9 protein-coding genes are annotated in these 20222 nt (G+C 60.0%); 7 read left to right on the top strand and 2 right to left on the bottom strand.

Features of this window, described 5'->3' with window-relative positions; translation table 11 throughout:
- Positions 1–100: 100 nt before the first annotated feature.
- Complete coding sequence (locus tag K3727_05525) at positions 101–1042, bottom strand: LysR family transcriptional regulator (GenBank protein ID UWQ92259.1); 942 nt, start codon at positions 1040–1042, stop codon at positions 101–103.
- Positions 1043–1144: 102 nt separating this feature from the next.
- On the opposite strand from K3727_05525, the gene K3727_05520 reads away from it, so the two are divergent.
- The 5 genes from K3727_05520 (at position 1145) to K3727_05500 (ending at position 11106) form a co-directional block, all read left to right on the top strand.
- On the top strand, positions 1145–2368 hold the full coding sequence (locus K3727_05520) for a urate hydroxylase PuuD (protein UWQ92258.1): 1224 nt from the start codon (positions 1145–1147) through the stop codon (positions 2366–2368).
- Positions 2369–3110: 742 nt separating this feature from the next.
- Positions 3111–4928 carry an autotransporter assembly complex protein TamA gene (locus K3727_05515; protein ID UWQ92257.1) on the top strand — a complete coding sequence of 606 codons (1818 nt, stop codon included), beginning with the start codon at positions 3111–3113 and terminating at the stop codon, positions 4926–4928.
- Entirely contained in the window at positions 4925–8356 is a 3432-nt protein-coding gene (locus K3727_05510) for a translocation/assembly module TamB domain-containing protein (GenBank protein UWQ92256.1), read from the top strand. Before K3727_05515 ends, K3727_05510 begins: the two co-directional genes overlap by 4 nt.
- Positions 8357–10159 carry a gamma-glutamyltransferase family protein gene (locus K3727_05505; GenBank protein ID UWQ92255.1) on the top strand — a complete coding sequence of 601 codons (1803 nt, stop codon included), beginning with the start codon at positions 8357–8359 and terminating at the stop codon, positions 10157–10159.
- On the top strand, positions 10156–11106 hold the full coding sequence (locus tag K3727_05500; protein UWQ92254.1) for a glycosyltransferase: 951 nt from the start codon (positions 10156–10158) through the stop codon (positions 11104–11106). The genes K3727_05505 and K3727_05500 overlap by 4 nt, the downstream gene beginning before the upstream one ends.
- 15 nt (positions 11107–11121) lie before the next feature.
- Here K3727_05500 and K3727_05495 read toward each other — a convergent pair whose 3' ends face one another.
- Positions 11122–11835: a WecB/TagA/CpsF family glycosyltransferase gene (locus K3727_05495; protein ID UWQ93276.1), complete on the bottom strand. Its 714-nt coding sequence runs from the start codon at positions 11833–11835 to the stop codon at positions 11122–11124.
- Between the two features lie 217 nt (positions 11836–12052).
- Here K3727_05495 and K3727_05490 point away from each other — a divergent pair, with 217 nt between their 5' ends.
- Positions 12053–13510, top strand: a complete 1458-nt coding sequence (locus K3727_05490) for a hypothetical protein (GenBank protein UWQ92253.1) — start codon at positions 12053–12055, stop codon at positions 13508–13510.
- 258 nt (positions 13511–13768) lie between these two features.
- Positions 13769–20218: an SDR family NAD(P)-dependent oxidoreductase gene (locus tag K3727_05485; protein ID UWQ92252.1), complete on the top strand. Its 6450-nt coding sequence runs from the start codon at positions 13769–13771 to the stop codon at positions 20216–20218.
- Positions 20219–20222 lie beyond the last annotated feature (4 nt).

The following is a 20222-nucleotide window of genomic DNA, read 5'->3' as shown; positions in this document are numbered from 1 at the left end:
GGCTCACTCGGATACACGGCTGTTTGGGTTGCGCGGGTCCAGACGCATCGCCGGCTCTCAAACCGCGGCCCTTCCCGACAGGTGCAAGCCGCGCGTGGGCTCAGGGGTGCGAAAGCAGTGTTTCGGTCATGGCTTCGGCGTCCTTGACCGTGCGGGCCATTCGTTCGGTCATAAAATCCATGAACAATCGGGTCTTGGGGTCCTGATGCCTGCGATGGGTATACAGACACGCCATCTGCACCGACACAGGCGGCGTTGCCTGGGCAACGGGTATCAAACGACCTGCCGTCAGGTGGTCGGCAACTTCGAACACCGGTTTCAGCGCCACCCCCTGGCCAGCCAGCGCCCAATCCGTCAGCACATCACCATCATCACATTCACACCGCCCGGTCACCGCAAACCGTTTGGGTCCGTCCGACGTGTCCAGCATCCATTGAAACTCGCTCGCGCCCGGATACCGCAGGCTGAGACAATCATGTTTCTGGCGCACCAGATCCTCACCGGACTCAGGCATTCCCCGGCGTTTCACATAATCGGGTGCCGCGACCAAAACCCGACGGCAATCGGCAATTTTTCGAATGCGCAGCGTGCTGTCTTCGGGTTGCCCCAAAAAGAACGCCAGATCCAAACCTTCGGTGGTCAGATCCACCACCCGGTCGGACAATCGCAGACGCAGGGAAATTTCGGGATATTCGCTCAGAAACGCAGGGGCCTGTGGCGCGACAAGCCGTCGCCCGACGCCCAAAGGAGCCGCCACAAACAGCGACCCACGCGGGGCATCCGTCAGGTTCATCACCTTGGCTTCGGCTTCGTCCACAGATTCGAGCACTGCCACTGCGCCGCCATAAAACGCCTGCCCCTGTTCCGTTGGCGTCAGGTTCCGGGTTGTGCGTTGAAACAGCCGAACGCCCAGATAATCCTCGAGCTGAGAGATCCGCGCCGATGTGACCGCAGGTGAAATGCGCAGGTCGCGCCCTGCGGCTGACATGCTGCCCAGTTCGTAAACGCGGACAAAAGTTCGGATGTTATCGAGATATGACATTGTTCTGGATTTTTTGATACAGTTAGAGACTATCATGGAATACCGAATAAAGCCACGATTGCCTAGGCTGACGGCAAAACAGAAATCGAAAAAGAGGGCTCAATGTTTGAATTGACCTTGGTTTGGGACTGGCTGGGATTTGCAATCCGCTGGCTTCACGTGATCACCGCCATCGCCTGGATTGGCTCATCCTTTTATTTCATTGCGCTGGACCTGGGTCTGCGCAAGGCCCCCAACCTGCCCGTTGGGGCCCATGGCGAAGAATGGCAGGTCCACGGTGGCGGGTTTTATCACATCCGCAAGTTTCTGGTGGCCCCCGAAGACATGCCGGACCATCTGACCTGGTTCAAATGGGAAAGCTATGGCACCTGGCTGAGCGGGTTTGCGTTGTTGATGGTGGTCTATTGGGTGGGCGGAGAGCTGTATCTGATTGATCAATCCAAAGCCGAACTGGCGCTGTGGCAAGGCATTCTGATTTCAGCGGCAACGCTGTCAATCGGCTGGCTGGTTTATGATCGGTTGTGCAAATCTGGACTGGCCGAACAGCCCACCCTGTTGATGGTCTTGCTGTTTTTGCTACTGGTGGCGATGGGTTACGGGTTGAACCAGGTGTTCACCGGCCGTGCTATGATGCTGCATCTGGGAGCCTTTACTGCCACGATCATGAGCGCCAATGTCTTTTTCATCATCATTCCCAACCAAAAGATCGTCGTGGCCGACCTGCAGGCGGGGCGTTCCCCGGATCCAAAGTATGGCAAAATCGCGAAACTGCGGTCGACGCATAACAATTATCTGACCCTCCCTGTGATATTCCTGATGCTGTCGAACCATTATCCGCTGGCCTTTGCCACGCAATACAATTGGCTGATCGCTGCGCTGGTATTTCTGATGGGTGTCACCATTCGCCATTATTTCAACACCCGCCACGCCCGCGCCGGGAACCCGGTCTGGACATGGGGGCTGACCGCCCTGCTCTTCTTGGGTATCATCGCCCTGTCCTCGGCACCTATGGAGTATGGGGACGAGGAAGAGGCAGCTCTGAGCGGTCCGGCCTCTATCCTGCTGGCGGCAGACGGCTTCGAAGAAGTACACGAATTGGTGCAGGGCAATTGTTCCATGTGCCACGCACGCGAACCATTCTGGGAGGGCATTCGCCAAGCCCCCAAAGGGGTTCTGCTGGAAACCGAGACCGACGTTGCCCGCCAGGGACGCGCCATTTATCTCCAGGCGGGGGCTACTCACGCAATGCCACCTGCAAACGTCACCTATATGGAACCCGAAGATCGTCTGACCATTCGTCGCTGGTACGAACAGGCCGGGTCCTGACCTGACGATCGAGCCCCTGGTCAGGCAAAAACAAACCAGCATTGCAGTTCTCCCGCCCGTCGTCCGTCTCCTGCGGAGACATCCTTCCGTTGGGCCAAGCGCCGCGCGCTTTGCGCGCGGCGCTCGTCGGATTGCGCCGCAAGGCGCGATCCGAAAATCCTTGATCGCCTGCAGACATCTGGGGCACTGACAGGCCTGCCCCTTACGCCAGGGCGCATCCAACCCAGCGTCATGCTGTATCGGCCAGTTTCCGTCACTATCCGCGCTATCCGCCACCAACCGCCACTGCAAATTGTTCCAAGGTGGTACAGAAACTGAAACGTCCTGCCGGCGCCCAGCCCTTGCACGCGCCCCTGCCTCTGCCCCTGCCTCTGCCGTTGCCTCTGCGCTTGCCTTTTTCCTTGTCACAACGGATTGCCTTCCGACTTGCAGGAAACGCCGGGAGCATCGCTCCCGGCGTTGATCGGATCATGGCCCGCATGATCCGACTTCCCTCAAACGAGCCCTATGCTGATGCAGCACGCCGATTTACAGACGCCCTCGCCTTGCATCGCCTGCACGAACCCCGAAGTTTTCATCTTTCGGCAATCTCTTGCCGAAAATTCACACTACAAGGTATTGAGGCCAGATCGCCTTTTTGCCTGCTTCTGCCCCCGTATCTTGTGTGCTACCCATGATCCTGAAGTGAGTCTCTCCCACCACAGGAGGGCACGCTATCTGTGGGCAGCCTGGAGCCAAATTCATGGTGTTGTTACCTGTGCGCGTTCGTTCTCGCGCCCTGATGCTGGCAATTTCGTCAGCCATTCTGTGCGTATCGGCCCCGCCGTCAGACGCTGTCGAAACCACATTGAGCGCGCCGCAATCGACTGACGAACTGCGAGAACAGCTGATTGGGTCATCAGCAATCATGGGTGCCGAGACCCAGGGATTGGACACGGTTCAGGAATTGCTGGCCGCGTCACTCTCGGATTACAGAACGCTTGTTCAGGTGCTGTACAACGCCGGATATTTCAGCCCCACGGTCAACATCCGATTGGACGGGCGCGAAGCGGCGACAATTCCGCCATTGAATCCGCCCGGCGCAGTCAACAAGATCGCCATCACGGTTGATCCCGGACGCCTTTTTACCTTTGGTCTGACCCGCGTCGCCCCATTGCCACCCGACACCAAATTGCCGACTACCTTTGCAACTGGGCAGACGGCTGGGACTGGTGCCATTCGTGACGCGGCGGTCACCGGGCAACAGGCCTGGCGCAACGCCGGTCACGCCAAGGCCCGTGTCGGCGCTCAGAGGATCACTGCCAACCACGCAACGGACACCATAGACGCCGACATTCAACTGTCTCCGGGACCACAGTTGACCTTTGGCAACTTGAACCTGACCGGCGAAACCCGGGTTCGCCCCGATGCGATCCAGCGGATTGCCGGTTTCCCGACGGGCCAGGTTTTTTCCCCGGACCAGGCACAGCTGGTTGGCACCCGACTGCGGCGCACCGGCACCTTTGCGTCGGTGGCCTTGCGTGAAGCAGAAACCCCGAACCCCGATGGCTCGCTCGACTTTACCGCCGAGTTCGCAGATTTGCCGCAGCGTCGTCTGACATTCGGAGCCGAGCTCAGCTCGAACGAGGGGTTGGATCTGACGGCCAATTGGATGCACCGCAATCTGTTTGGCGGGGCCGAGAAGCTACGATTTGAATCACGGATCACCAATATCGGTGGCAATACCGACATTGGCGGGCGCATAGGCCTGCGCCTGGATCGTCCCGACACTTTGGGCCCGGATGACAACACCTATTACCTGGCCGAAGTCGAAAGTCTGGACGAATTGCACTATTCGGCGGTCCAGGGTCTGCTGGGGATGGGGGTACGGCGCGAGTTCTCCAAAGGCGTGTTTGGCGAGGCCGCGTTGATCGGATCGACCATTCTGGCCGACGACGCGTTCGGCACCAATCGCAGGTTCAAATTCTTTGGCGTTCCTCTGCGTCTGGAAATGGACAAACGGGACAGCAAGGTCAGCGCCACCAAGGGCTATTTCCTGAATGCGACAGCTATGCCTTATGCCGGGTATGACGGCACCGCATCCGGATTGCGCCTGACGGCCGACGGTCGGATGTACCGGCGGTTGGGCGGCAACGACGGACGGCTGGTGATTGCGGGACGGCTTCAGCTTGGGTCAATCATTGGTCCCTCGCTGCAAGACGTCTCTCCGACGATGTCGTTCTTTTCAGGCGGGGCGGGCAGCGTCAGAGGGCAACCCTATCAATCGCTGGGTATTCCGGTGGGCACGGGAAGTGCGGGGGGACGGTCCTATCTGGCAGGCTCTGCCGAAATCCGTGGCTACGTAAGCGAAAAAATCTCGCTCGTCGGGTTTTATGACGTGGGGCTGATCGGTCGGGATGCCTTTGTCACGGGGGGCTCGACCCAACATTCCGGGGCCGGTATCGGTGTGCGCTATGATCTGGGGGGCTTTGGGCCACTGCGATTGGATCTCGCGTATCCGACCAGCGGACCAACCAGCGACGGGTTGCAATTTTACATTGGGATCGGACAGGCATTTTGAAACGTATTCTTTCATATAGCTTCTGCGCCGCCCTCAGCCTTGTTCCGATGGATCTCGCTGCCGAGGAGGAAGACGAAGCCGGTGGGCTGCTGGTCGATTTCCTGCAGAACACCTTGTCCAGTGACAGCCGCACGATCAAGGTCAAGGGGCTTGAGGGTACCTTTAGCTCGCGTGCCACGATCGAACAGATCACCGTGGCGGACGACGATGGAATCTGGCTGACCCTGCACGGTGCCGAACTGGACTGGAATCGGTTGGCTTTGCTGCGGGGCCGGTTTTCGGTCAATTCGCTGGGGGCCGACAAGATCGAAGTAACCCGCGCGCCCAATCCGGTGGATGCCCCGGCCGATCTGCCCAGCCCCGAAGCACAACCGTTTCAGCTGCCTGAACTGCCCGTTGCCATCGAGCTGGGAGAATTGCGGGTGGAGTCGGTCATTTTGGGCAAAGCTCTGATTGGTGAACCTGCTCTGCTGTCGCTCAAAGGCGCGTTGCAGCTGGCCGATGGCACATTGGACACGTCTTTGGCGGTCAAACGTCTGGACAGACAAGGGGACCGGTTTGATCTGATCGCCGGATTTGCCAATGAAACCAGCCAACTGACACTGGATCTGGCCCTGATCGAAGGGGCCGGTGGGTTGGCCTCCTCACTCATCTCGCTCCCCGGAAAACCGGCAATTGCGCTGACGGCCAAAGGCAGCGGTCCGGTCGCGGATTTCACCTCGGACATCACATTGGCGACCAACGGGCAGGACCGTCTCGCAGGTCAGGTCGCGCTCAAGGCCCTGCCCTCGGATGATCCCGAAGCGGCAAACAGTATTGGCTTTTCCGCCGATCTGGGCGGCGACGTCACCGCGTTGATGCCCGAAGAGTATCGCCCCTTCTTTGGAACCGACACCCGGCTGGACGTCAAAGGTCAAAGTGACCCCGACGGATCAATCCGGCTGGATCGGCTTGACCTGCGCTCGGCTGCGCTGGATCTGTCAGGACAGATGTCCATGGCCCCTGGTGGCAAGCTGAACGAGGCCCGTCTAAAAGCAGAGGTCCGGCCGGTCCCCAGCGCTACCACTGTTTTGCTGCCGCTGTCGGGGCCACCGACGCGGATCACCGGGGCGTCGCTGAACCTGATCAAAGACAAAAACAGCGGCAATGCCTTCGAACTGGTCGCCGCCCTGCGGGATCTTTCCCGCCCGGACACCTCATTGAACGCGGCCGACATCACGCTCAGCGGCACGTTGGACCAAAGCGCCGGACTTGCCTTGGACGCACAGTTGACTGCTGCGCTGGAGGGGCTGACATTCACGGATCAGGACCTGAACCAGGCCGTGGGACGCGATATTACACTGGATACCCGCCTTTTGACCGATGGCGAGGCGTTCCGCCTGCGTCAGATGACTTTGCGCGGCGACGGCTATGGAGCACAGGGTGATTTCGGACTCAAAGGGTTGGACAGCGGGTTGGAATTCGACACAGCGCTGCGTCTGGTCGCCTCGGATCTGTCGCGGTTCTCCGGGGTTGCCGGGCAGGATCTGGGCGGCCGGATCACCGCCGACATCGACGCAACCGGCGCACCGCTGTCGGGGACCTATGGGGTTGAGCTGAACATGCTGGCCCAGGATCTGAGCGCCAATATCGAACAGGTTGACCCGATGCTCAGCGGGGTCAGCACCCTAAAGCTCAAGGCTGAGCGGGGGGCAGATGGTATCTCCATCGACCAATTTGCGCTCTCGGCCACCGGGTTCGAGGCCACGGCCAATGGCACGCTTTCCAGCCGGGACGGCCAGTTGCGGCTGGATGCCCGGCTGTTCGATCTGGCCCCGCTCGTGCCGGGGGTATCCGGTCCCCTGACGCTGGGGGGCGATGTCACACGCGAGGACAATACCCTGACCGGGACCATGCGGTTGGATGGGCCGCACACCTCCTATGCCGCATTGGATGGCTCTGCGACCTTTGACGGTCAGGCCGACTTCAACTTTGACGCGACACTTTCGGAGTTGCAGAGGTTCTTCCCGGAAATCGCGGGAACATTGACGGCCCAGGGCACCGCAAGTCGCCGCGATGGTGTCTGGCAAATCGACACCAAGGCCACTGGCCCGGCCGGCATCGCAACAGAAATCGCTGGCAGCTGGGATGAACCCACCGGCACCGCCGACATGACAGCCAAGGGCCAGCTGCGGCTGGATGCTGCCAACCTGTTCATCAAACCCAATACTGTCAAAGGCATTGCCGAATTCGATCTCGCGCTCAAGGGGACACCGTCGCTTGATGCACTGAGCGGAACGATCACAACCGGCGGGACGTCGCTGGCCCTGCCAGGTGCCAAACAAAGCATCAACGATCTGGCCGCCGACGTTCGGCTGGCAGCGTCCACCGCGACAGTTCAAGTCAGCGGTGTCTCGCGCAACGGTGGCAATTTTCAGGTGTCTGGCCCCGTGGCACTCCAGGCTCCGTTTCAGTCCGGGTTGGATATTGCGCTGAATGACTGGATCGTGACCGACAATCTGGTGTTCACCACCACCGCCAACGGACGCCTGTCCTATCGCGGTGCCCTGACCGGTCGCAGCGATCTGGCCGGAACGGTTACTTTTTCTGATACCGAAATCAATCTGGCCAACGTCTCAGGGTCGGTAACAACGGCACCGATTCCGCCGATCCGTCACGTGAACGAACCGGCCTCTGCCCGGCGCACCCGCAGCCGCGCCGGGTTGATTGAAACGGCATCGTCTGGCAGCGGGCCGGATATCGGGTTGGACCTGTTGCTGAGCGCCCCCAACAAGGTTTTTGCCCGCGGACGTGGCTTGCAGGCTGAATTGGGCGGTGAAATCAAGATCGGCGGCACAGCTGCAAATCTGGTTCCATCAGGCCAGATCGAATTGATCCGCGGCACGTTTGACTTCCTGGGGAGACGGTTGGATTTGACCAAGGGTCTCGTGACGCTGCAAGGCGATCTGACGCCGTATCTGGAATTTGAATCCAGCACCAATACCGACAGCGGCACCGCCACATTGGATATTTCAGGGCCAATCTCGGCCCCCGAGGTCACGGCAACATCGGATCCTCCACGCCCCACCGAAGAGGTGCTGGCCCTTTTGCTTTTCGGAACCAATATCGAAGATATGTCGCCCCTGGCGCTGGCGCAGCTGGCGACTTCGGTGGCGCGGCTCAGCGGCCGTGGAGATGCTGGCGGCAAAAAGGTTCGCGAAGAATTGGGTGCCGATACCGTCGATGTCGGTACCGACAGCAGCGGCGCAGCCCAATTTGGCGCCGGCGCTTATCTGGCGGACGGGCTGTACACCAATTTCACGGTCAACACGCGCGGGGAAACCGAGCTGAAGCTGAACCTTGATATTACCGACAACGTGACGGCAAAAGGGTCTGTAAACTCGATAGGGGAATCCAGTATCGGGCTCTTTTTCGAACGGGATTATTGAATGCAGTCAGCGCCACCCTTTACCACTCGCCCGGAAATCGCGGGCACGTTCGGGGTGGCCACGTCGACCCATTGGATCGCATCGACTGTCGGAATGCGGATGCTTGAAATCGGCGGCAATGCCTTTGATGCCGCGGCCGCAATGGGGTTTGTTCTGCAGGTGGTGGAACCACATCTGAATGGACCGCTGGGGGACATGCCCGTATTGATCTGGCCGGCAGGCGAAGACAGCCCGACGGTCATTTGTGGACAAGGGGTTGCGCCTGCGGCGGCAACCATTGCCCATTACCGTGATCAGGGGCTGGACCGAATCCCCGGTTCCGGCCTGTTGGCCACGGTGGTTCCAGGTGCGTTTGACGCCTGGATGGTGATGTTGCGTGACCATGGTCGGTTGCCCTTGGCGGACGTTCTGGAACCCGCCATTCATTACGCCCGCACCGGCCATCCTGTTTTGCACCGGGTCTCGACAGAGATTACCGAACTGGCCGATTTTTTCCGCACCGAATGGCCCAGTTCTGCTGTCACTTGGCTGCCTGGCGACCGTCCCCCAGCGCCCGGATCTCTGTTTGCCAACCCCGATTTGGCCGACACCTGGGAACGATTGCTGGCCGAGGCAGGATCGGCCCAGGGCCGCACGTCCCAGATTGATGCCGCCCGACGCGCCTTCTATCAGGGCTTTGTCGCAGACAGAATTGACCAATTTGTCCGCACGGCCTGTTTGATGGACGGTGGCGGGGCCCGACGCAGGGGCGTGCTGACAGGACAGGACATGGCCGATTGGTCGGCCACCTATGAACAGCCGACTTCGACCACTTATCACGGCTGGGATGTCTGGAAATGTGGGGTCTGGAGCCAAGGGCCACTTCTGTTGCAGTCGCTCAACCTGCTGTCGGGTTTACCGCTGGACCGCATGAACCTGACAGGGGCCGATTTTACCCATGTGGTGAGCGAGGCGATGAAACTGGCGTTTGCCGATCGCGAAGCGTACTACGGCGACCCGGCACATACGGATATCCCCCTGGCCCAGCTCTTGTCGCCCGCCTATGCCAATCAGCGCCGCACGTTGATGGCACAGACGGCCAGCAACGAACAGCGTCCCGGCGAACTGCACGGGTTTGAAGCCTGGGCCCGAGCCGCCATTGCCCGCGCGGCCCAACCCTTTGATCCGGGCGAAACCATCGGATCGGGGGAGCCGACCATGGCACATCTGGGCGAACGACGCGGCGACACCTGCCATCTGGACGTGGTCGACCGCTGGGGCAACATGGTGTCGGCGACCCCCTCGGGTGGTTGGCTGCAAAGCTCGCCAGTGGTGCCGGGGCTGGGGATGCCATTGAACAGTCGGGCCCAGATGTTCTGGCTCGAAGACGGGCTGCCTTCATCTCTTGCACCCGGGCGGCGCCCTCGCACAACCCTGTCCCCGTCGATGGCCCGTGATCCTGATGGGCGTATGCTGGCCTTTGGTACTCCGGGCGGCGACCAACAGGACCAATGGCAATTGATCTATCTGTTGCGATTGGTACATGGCAGGATGGGTTTGCAATCCACCATAGATGAACCTTTGTTTCACATTGATCACGCCCAAAGTTCGTTCTACCCCCGAATTGCCAATCCCGGCGCGCTGCTGATCGAGCCCGGATTTGGACCGATGGTGATTGACGCATTGCGAGACCGCGGCCATCGGGTCGACGTGGCCGATGCCTGGTCGCTGGGGCGTTTGACCGCCGCCTCGCGCACGACCAACGGGCAGTTGCATGCCGCAGCAACGCCACGCCTGATGCAAGCCTATGCGGTTGGACGATGACGGACAAAGCAAGGATCGACGCGGTCGTCATCGGTCGCAATGAAGGAGACAGGTTGCTGGCCTGCCTGCGGTCCCTGACCGGACAGGTGCGCGAGATCGTCTATGTGGACAGCGGGTCAACAGACGGCAGCGTCGAACACGCACGCGATCTGGGGGCAACGGTGGTCGAGCTGGATCTGACGCGCCCCTTTACCGCTGCACGGGCCCGCAACGCCGGGATCGCGCAGCTGCCACCGGGCGATTTTGTGCAATTGGTGGACGGAGACTGTACGGTCGACCCAGGTTGGGTCGCAACCGCAGCCACCGTCCTAAGTGACCAGCCCAAAGTCGCCGTGGTTTGCGGGCGGCGACGCGAACAGGCCCCGCAAGATTCGGTCTACAACCGGCTTTGTGATCGGGAATGGGACACGCCGGTGGGCGAGACCCTGGCCTGTGGTGGCGACGCCATGATGCGCCGCGAGGCGTTGCGCCAGGTTGGCGGATACCGCGATGACCTGATCGCTGGCGAAGAACCCGAACTTTGTGTGCGGCTGCGTCAGGAGGGGTGGACCATTCAGAGGATCAACGCCGAAATGACCCGCCATGACGCCCGGATTCTGCGGTTTTCTCAATGGTGGCAACGCAGCCGGAGAGCCGGGTTTGCCTTTGCTGAAGGCGCGGCATTGCATGGGGCACCACCAGAACGCCATTGGGTCCGCGAAACGCAACGCGCTCTGGTCTGGGGCGTAGCCCTACCGGTTGCGGCTGTTGTGTCTGCTGTATTGCATCCGATGGGCTGGGCGCTCTTGCTGCTTTATCCAACGCAAGTGCTGCGCCTGAGCAGACGCCTCGGGCTGGAGACCGCCTTTTTTACCGTGGTTGCCAAATTCCCCGAGGCGCAGGGCGCGCTGGAATTCCTGTGGCATAAACGTCGGGCCTCAAAACGCGGTCTGATCGAATACAAATGACACGACCACGGCCAGTTACTGCATCCGCAGTTTGAGCGCCTGAAACACCTGCCCTGGCAGGATCGCAATACAGCGCAGATACCGCGGCCCCAGACGCAGCGGATTGTTCAGTGCCCGCCAAAGCCATTCCAACGCAAACCGACGGGCCCAGGAAGGGGCGCGCTGTTGATGACCGCCCAAAAAGTCCAGTCCCGCTCCAACAGAGGCAAACCCGACATCCGGTACAATGGCCCGGCCCCGAAAGGCCAGCCGTTCCTGCCTGGGGGCACCCAGCGCCAGAAAACACAACCGGGCTCCGCTGTCGGCAACGGCCTGTAACACGCGATCCGCTTCGTCGCTTTGCGGATCAAAACCCTGGCTGGGCGACAGGCACAGAACCACGTGCAAGCCCGGCACTTTTGCCGTCAAATACGCGCGCGCATCCTGCAAGGCGGCTTGCGTGCTGCCCACCAAAGCCAGCGATACACCCTGTGCAGCAGCCAAACGGCACAGGGGCAACACCAGGTCCGATCCTGGCAACACCGACACCGGGTCGCCCGCAATTTTCGACAACCAGGCAATTGGATGGCCATCCGCAACCACCAGATCCTGCCCGGCATAGGCACTGCGAAACGCCGCGTCGGCCCTGAGCTTCACCAGATGGTCCAGATTGATCGTTGCAAGTGCAAAACCGCGCCGCGCCGCGAACCGCTGTTGGATGGCCGCAGACAGCATGGTCCAATCCCCCATATTCACTTCGATCACTTCACCGTCGAACCGGAACTGCACTTTCGGATTACCTCACACCCATTCCCCTAGCGGTTTAGGGCCTCTGCCCGACTGGCGCAAACCTCGTGACGGGGGTTGCCGCCAGCCGTTGCCATATTGTCATGTTCCAGCCACAGGGTTGCCCAGATGCGCAGGCAACTTATGCTCTTCAGGGACCCGAATTCACGAAAGCAGCCACATGCCCAACGCGTTGGCCTTTACCATGCTCCTAATATGGCCGCTGATTGCGGTCGTTCTGTTCCGGCGGCTCCCGCTGGAACGGGCGATCATTTGGACTATCCTGGGGGGGTACCTGATCCTGCCACCGGTCGCTGAATTCGATCTGCCCCTGGTCCCGGATATGGACAAACACACGATTTCGGCGATTTCAGCCTTTGTCCTGTGCGTCTTTATGATGAAAAAGCCGGTGCCGATGTGGTCTTCGTCCCGTGGTGCCCGCGTATTGATTATCGTGTTTCTGCTCAGCACCATTGCTACGGTGTTCACCAATACCGACCCTCTGTTGGCCGATGTCATCGAAAACAGTTATCCGATCCAGATCATCATGACCCATCTGCCTGGCCTGACCTGGCGGGACCTGGGATCGGTCACGATCAATCAGTTCATTGTCCTGTTGCCGTTTTTCCTGGGACGCGCCTATTTGTCGTCTGATCACGGGCTGCGCGAATTGCTGCTTGCCCTTGTGGTTGGCGCGCTGATTTACTCTGTTCCAGCGCTATTTGAAATCCGGTTCAGCCCGCAGATCAACATCTGGGTCTATGGGTTTTTTCAGCATGATTTCACGCAGATGATCCGAGGCAGCGGGTTCCGGCCCATTGTCTTTCTGCAACATGGCCTGTGGGTTGCCTTTTTCATGACTACAGCCGCGATGGCCTGTGCCGCATTGGCCCGGTCTGTATTGGATCAGGACGAAAAAACCCGTTGGCTTGTCGCGCTTGTGTGGCTTTTCATGACCTTGATCCTGTGCAAAAGCTTGGCATCGCAATTGTATGGCCTGTGCTTTGTTCCGGTCATCCTGTTCCTGTCGCCCCAATGGCAGCTGCGGTTGGCAGTGTTTCTCGTGCTGATGGGGGTTGCATATCCTATGCTGCGCAACTTGGGCATGGTGCCGATGGATGCCATCATTGCCCAGGCCCAGGAGTTCAACCCAGACCGGGCCGAGTCGCTGGCGTATCGCGCGCTGAACGAAGAAATCCTGATGAATCGGGCCCATGAAAAGCCCTGGTTTGGTTGGGGAGGATGGAGTCGAAACCTGATCGTGGACATCCGTTCTCGGGAATCCGTTACCATTCCCGACGGGCGTTGGATCATTGTCTTTGGAACTGTTGGCTGGGTCGGGTATGTGGCCGAAATGGGGCTTTTGGCTTTGCCTGTCTGGCTGTTGTGGTTGCGTACTGACGCCCGCACCCCGCCCAGCCCCGAGGTCTCGGCCATCTCGCTGATCGTTGCTGTCACCATGGTCGACATGCTGTTGAACGCGACGCTAACGACCTATACCTGGATGTGCGTCGGTGCAATCTTGGGCTATGTCGAACGATTGAAATCAGGTGTTTCCAAGGACCGCCCGTCCCTGTTTGGCGATGGCCCGATCATGGGTGGGCCCCGTGACCCCTCTCGTCCACGCAACCTGTTGTAACAAATCTGGCAGGATGAAATGGGGCAAAAATGACCATATATTGTCCACACTCAGGCCTCAATGCCCTGAGATTTTTAGATTTGTTGACAACCCGAAAGGACACACATTCAATGTACCTGATATTTTTACATTGATTTCAGGTTCCTGTGTGCCCCGGTTGTACGGGACGTTTTGAAACCGTTGTTTCCCGGCTATGCTCCCCGATATCATCGGGACATGGCCTGCAAAGAGACAATGATCTGATGATGAATTGGGTGAATGATGGCAAATGAAGACATCAGGACCAAAGCGCTCGGCGATATCGCAATCGTCGGATTGTCGGTCTGTGTTCCAGGTGCCCAATCAGCGGCGCAATTCTGGGACAACCTGAAAAACGGCGTGGAATCGATCCAAGTGATGGACGAAGACGCGCTGCTGGCTGCTGGTGAGCGCCCCGAAAACCTGTCAGATCCCAATTATGTACCCTCGGCGGCCCTGCTCGATGCGTTCGATCAATTTGACGCCGATTTCTTTGGGTTTTCGCCCAAGGAGGCTGCAATCCTGGACCCCCAGCATCGCAAGTTTCTGGAAGTCGCCTGGGAAGCCATGGAGAGCGCAGGCCATCCACCGGAAAGCCTGGACGGTCCCATCGGTGTCTATGCCGGCTGCGGCATGGGCAGTTATTTCTATTTCAACATCTGTTCAAACCGCAATCTGGTCGATGATGTCGGCATGTTCCTGCTGCGCCATACCGGCAATGACAAGGATTTCCTGACCACACGCGTCAGCCACGTCTTTGACCTCAAAGGGCCCTCCATCAACATCCAGACCGCATGCTCCACGTCTTTGGTCGCGGTGCACTACGCCTGTCAGGCGCTGAGGGATGGCGACTGTGACATGGCGCTCGCGGGGGGGGTGACCATCGAACTGCCACAGGGGCGCGGTTACCTGTACAAGGAAAACGAAATCCTGTCGCCGGATGGCCATTGTCACGCCTTTGATCACCGGGCTCAGGGCACGGTGTTCGGGTCTGGCGCGGGCGCGGTTGCGCTGCGCCGGCTGGAAGATGCCATAGCAGATGGCGATCACATCTGGGCGGTAATCAAAGGCTCTGCCGTGAACAACGATGGCGCAGCCAAGGCGGGTTATCTGGCCCCCTCGGTTGATGGTCAGGCTACCGCCGTGCGCCAGGCTTTGGCCAATGCCAATATCCCGGCTGACACGGTCGATTACGTCGAATGCCATGGCACCGGCACCTATTTGGGCGACCCGATCGAAGTTTCCGCCCTGACCGAGGCCTATCGCGACACCACGGAGGAAACCGGGTTCTGCCGGATTGGATCGGTCAAAACCAACATCGGCCATCTGGACACCGCAGCGGGCGTTGCCGGCCTGGTGAAAACCACGCTGGGGCTGCACCACAAACAGATCCCCCCATCTTTGGGATACGAAGCTCCGAACCCGGCCATTGATTTTGACCACTCGCCGTTCCGGGTGAATGACAGGTTGACGGATTGGACGTCGCACAAGGGACCGCGTCGGGCGGCTGTAAATGCCTTGGGGGTTGGTGGGACCAATGCCCATGCGGTCATCGAAGAAGCGCCCGACCGGGGCGCATCAGAAGACAGTGATTTCCCGTTTCACATTCTGTGCCTGTCAGCCCAATCCAAAGCCGCTCTGGATGGCAACGCACAGCGGCTGGAGGATTGGCTGCGTGCCAACCCGGACGTTGATCTGGCCGATGTGGCCTGGACCCTGAAACAGGGTCGGCGCGGGTTTGACAAACGTAGGGTGCTTGTGGCCGAGACGGCAACCCAAGCGGCCGACATTCTCAAGGCTGGCGATCCGCGCAGCCTCCATACCCATGACCGCCTGGGCAGCAACCCGGATGTGGTGTTCATGTTCCCGGGTGGCGGTGCCCAATATGCCGGTATGGCACGGGACCTGTATGAAACTGAACCAGTATTCGCCGATTGGATGGATCGCGGGCTGGAACACCTGCAGACTCAACTCGACTATGACATTCGCGCCATATGGTTGCCCGAACCGGGGGACGAAGGGACCGCAAACCAGCGGCTGAAACAGCCATCAGTGCAATTGCCCCTGATCATGATCGTCGAATACGCGCTGGCACAGCTATGGATCAGCTGGGGTGTTCACCCGACGGCGTTGGTTGGCCATTCCATGGGCGAAAACACCGCGGCCTGTCTGGCCGGGGTCATGGATTTTGAGGACTGCATAGACCTGGTTCTGTTGCGCGGGCGTCTGTTTGACACGGTTCCCGCAGGCGGGATGTTGTCGATTTCCCTGCCATTGAAAGACGTGCAGGCACGGATCGGTGACGATCTGGATATTGCCAGCGTCAACGCTCCCGACCTGACGGCTGTCAGTGGCCCACAGGAGGCATTGGAGCGTCTGTCCGATCGCCTGACCGCAGAAGACATCGACCACCAACGCATTCAGATCGACATTGCCGCCCATTCGCGAATGCTGGATCCCATTTTGCAGAAATATGGCGACTTTTTGTCAAAATTGCGCCTGAATACGCCCAATATTGCAATCATCTCGAACCGAACAGGAATTGCGCTTACACCGGAACAGGCAAGGGATCCCTCCTATTGGGTCGGCCAATTGCGCAATACCGTTATGTATGCGGATTGCATTGAAACCCTGGCTTCGCGCGCGGATCGGGTGTTCCTGGAAGTGGGGCCCGGCAAGGCGCTCAGCACTCTGGCACAGATGCATCCGGCTGTGGCCCCGGGGCAGGTGCTCAGCGCGCTTCGTCACCCGGATCAGGACATTGGCGACGATAGTTATTTTCTGGAGGTGATCGGGCGGTTCTGGGCCTGTGGGATCGAAGCTGATTGGGATCAGATTTGGGGCGAGGCGAAACGCCACCGTCTGCCTTTGCCGACCTACGCCTTCCAACGCAGCCGTTATTTCATCGAACCCGGCAAGCAGATCGACGCCGAGGCCGCAGCCCTGCCCGCACGGGTCACCGACCTGACAGATTGGGGGCACCGCCCGGTTTGGCGCCCTCGGTTTGCGGATTGCACGTTGGACGTGGTGTCCGACCTGTCACAGAGCCAGATGACCTGGCTGATGTTCATGGATGATGCCGGTGTCGCGGCCGCTGCCGCAGACCGACTGGACCAGGCTGGCCATCACGTGATCCGGGTCCACTCTGGTGACACTTTTGCCCGCTTGTCCGACACCCGTTATGTTCTGGCACCCGAACAGGGATTGCCAGGATATGAAGCGCTGCTGCAAGATCTTGCCGCCGCAAACCAGCTGCCGCATCGGATTGCCCATTTCTGGTTGGTGACCGAAGACGAGAGCTTTCGTCCCGGATCGTCGTTCTTTGACCGGAATCTCGAAATGGGATTTCACAGCCTGACACATCTGGCTCAGGCCCTCGCTGGGGTGGATATGCCTGGGGGGACACACCTGCAGGTGTTTACCACGGGTGCCGCTCAGGTGCGGGCAGAAGCGCTGCCCTATCCCGAAAAGGCGATGATCTCCGGTCCTGTTGGCGTCATACCGCGCGAATTTCCTGGGTTCACCTGCGCTTGGGTGGATATCGAAACGGCGCAGATCGAAACCGGTCTTTTGGCCCGGATGCGCGGGCACACACCGCCGGACATGACACCCCGGCTGCTCGAAGAGTTGATGGGAGAGCCCGCCAATGAAACCGTCGCCTGGCGCGACGACAAAAGGTTGGTGCAGGATTGGCACCCGGTGCCCCTGCCCGTCCCCGAAACACCCGCCTTCCAGCGCAACGGAACGTATCTGATCACGGGGGGCTATGGCGGCATCGGTCTGACCATTGCCGCGCATCTGATGCAGGACTTTGATGCCAATGTCATTCTCCTGTCCCGTGACGGGTTGCCGCCACGCGATCAATGGGACCAGTTCCTGCGCTCACATAGTCCGGCGCACCGGACGGCCCGCCGCATCCAGGCCATACAAAAGCTGGAACAGATCGGATCCGGCCGGGTTCTGCCATTGGCCGCTGACGTCTGCAACAGCGACCAGATGCAGGATGCGTTGGATCAGGTCGCCCGCGCATTCGGCGCGGTCACCGGCGTCTTGCATGGCGCGGGTCAGATTGACGACGGCCCGATCCTGACCAAAACAGACGCCGCAATTGCCCAGGTTTTTGCCCCCAAGGTCAGCGGCCTGCGCGTGTTGGATGATCTGTTCCCGGACGGCTCAATCGACCTGATGGTGCTGTTTTCGTCCTCTTCGACTGTCACGCGTCCTGCGGGTCAGGTGGATTACGTGGCCGCCAATGAATATCTCAACGCCTATGCCAAACATCGCACAGGTGGGCGGACGCGGGTCCTGGCCATTGACTGGGGCGTCTGGAGCGACGTTGGCATGGCCGCCGAGGCCAAGACCGCGCGCCAGAATCCAACCGCCCCAAGCGCGCATACCCCATGCGATGCACCCCTGTTGGACAGCGCCGGATTTGACGCCAAGGGCCAGCCGATCTTTGTCTCGCAGTTTTCCGGCGCATCCGATTGGGTAATGAATGATCACCGGCTGAAAGATGGTACCGCGCTGATGCCCGGTACCGGCTATATCGAACTGGCAGCCGAGGCCCTGCGGGCCCGTGGCATAGACGCCGGGTTCACCTTGCGGGATCTGTATTTTTTCCGTCCGCTGAATGTCGAGGATGCACACGCGCGGGAAACCGTCATACGGCTCGAACCGACAGAATCGGGCTTTGGCTTTTCTGTGCACGCGGCCCTACCCAATGGCGGATACGCGTTGAATGCCCAGGGATCTTTGCTGCTGGAAGGCGGTGAACAGCCCACGCTGAACCCACAGGACATTGCCGCGCGCTGTGCGGCTCCGGTGCAGCCCCGGGGGGACCGGTTGCGCTCGCCACAGGAGGCGCACCTGAAATTCGGACCGCGGTGGCATGTGTTGACTGAAACCGCCCTGGGCGAAGGTGAGGGTCTGGCCCGCCTGTCCCTCCCCGATGCCGCCCGAAATGACGGGTGCCTGTTGCACCCCGGAGTGATGGATCTGGCCACAGGTTGGGCAATGGAATTGATCCCCGGCTATCAGGGACGGATGCTGTGGGTACCGGTGTCTTATGGCGCAATCCAGGTGTTCTCTCCCTTGCCACAAGAGTGCCTCAGCCATGTGCGCCTGGGGCCATCCTCAGGCGACGGGTTCGCCACTTTCGACATCACGATCAGCGACACTCAGGGAACTGTGTGTGTGGCCATCACGGGTTTCCAGATGAAACGGCTCGATGAGGGATTGGAACTGGCGCAACCGGCACGTCCAGATGCCACAGCCGCCGACCTGGGGCTGGAAGTACATGCCAACGCCCAGCCGCTGTCGCCCGAAGAACAACGCCTGCACCACAATATCGCCAATGGCATCAACCAATCCGAAGGTGCCGAGGCTCTGGCCCGGGCCATCGCCGTTGCGCAGCCGCAGGTGGTGGTTTCCTCTCTGGACTTGCCCGCGCTCATCAAACAGGCCGCTCAATCCGGACAGACCGACACGTCCGAAAACCAAAGCTTTGAACGCCCCCAGTTGGACAATGATTACAAGGCACCCACCAATCCGGTCGAAGAAACCCTTGCCGGTTTTTTCACCGCGTTGCTTGGGGTGACCGAAGTCGGCATCCACGACAGCTTCTTTGATCTTGGCGGGCATTCATTGATCGCGGTGCGGCTCTTTGCCCAGATCAAGCGCGGCTTTGATGTGGAATTCCCCATCTCGATCCTGTTCGAGGCCCCCACCGTGGCCGGGCTCGCCGATCTGGTGATCCAGCAGACCGGCGGCGGCATCACGGTCAGCGAAGATCCCCAGGGAACCGACGAGACCCCTGCGACCAAACCACAGTTCTCGCATCTGGTTAAACTCCACCCCGGCGATGGCACCGGCAAACGCCCGTTCTTCCTGGTGGCTGGCATGTTCGGCAATGTGTTGAACCTGCGCCAGCTGGCATTGCTTGTCGGGCATGACCGCCCAGTTTATGGCCTTCAAGCCCGCGGGTTGATCGGCGACGACGAACCGCATACTGACATGTGCAGGGCCGCTCAGGATTACCTTTTGGAAGTCCGCCAGATTCAACCCAGCGGCCCCTATCATCTGGGTGGTTTTTCTGGCGGCGGCATCACTGCCTTTGAAATGGCGCGCCAATTGAAGGCAACCGACGAAGCGGTCGCCTCTCTGGTGTTGCTGGACACGCCTTTGCCGATGCGCCCGGATCTGACGCGGCGCGACAAGGCGATGATCAAACTGCAGGAACTGCGCAACAAGGGGATCGGATATCTTTCGGAATGGCTGGGCAATCGGATCCGTTGGGAGATCGAAAAACGCCGAAGCGTTGCGCCGCAAGACGGCACCCAGCCTGAATTCAACAACCGCAAGATCGAGCTGGCCTTTCGTCAGGCCCTGTCGACCTATGCGATGGCTGATTGGGCTGGACCCCTGACCCTGTTCCGCCCGCCGCTGGATCGCAAGTGGAAGGTTTCGGACCAGAAATGGGTTTCCGCCGCGCGGGAATATGTTTTTGACGACAACGGCTGGACCCGTTGGGCCCCAGAAACCAAGGTGATCGAAGTCCCCGGTAATCATGACAGCATGGTTCTGGTGCCCAATGTCAGTGTGCTGGCCAGCCATGTGCGCACGGTTCTGGATGCCGCCGACCCGGCTCCGCCGTCGCCTTTGGCGTCGCCGGTCGCCGCAGCTGCGGAGTGATGGC

It is taken from the genome of Rhodobacteraceae bacterium M382 (genome assembly GCA_025141015.1).
In the GTDB taxonomy this organism is placed as follows: Bacteria; Pseudomonadota; Alphaproteobacteria; order Rhodobacterales; family Rhodobacteraceae; genus Aliisedimentitalea; species Aliisedimentitalea scapharcae.
The sequence above is the reverse complement of the archived record's forward strand: the minus strand, read 5'-3'. Positions and strand labels throughout refer to the sequence as shown.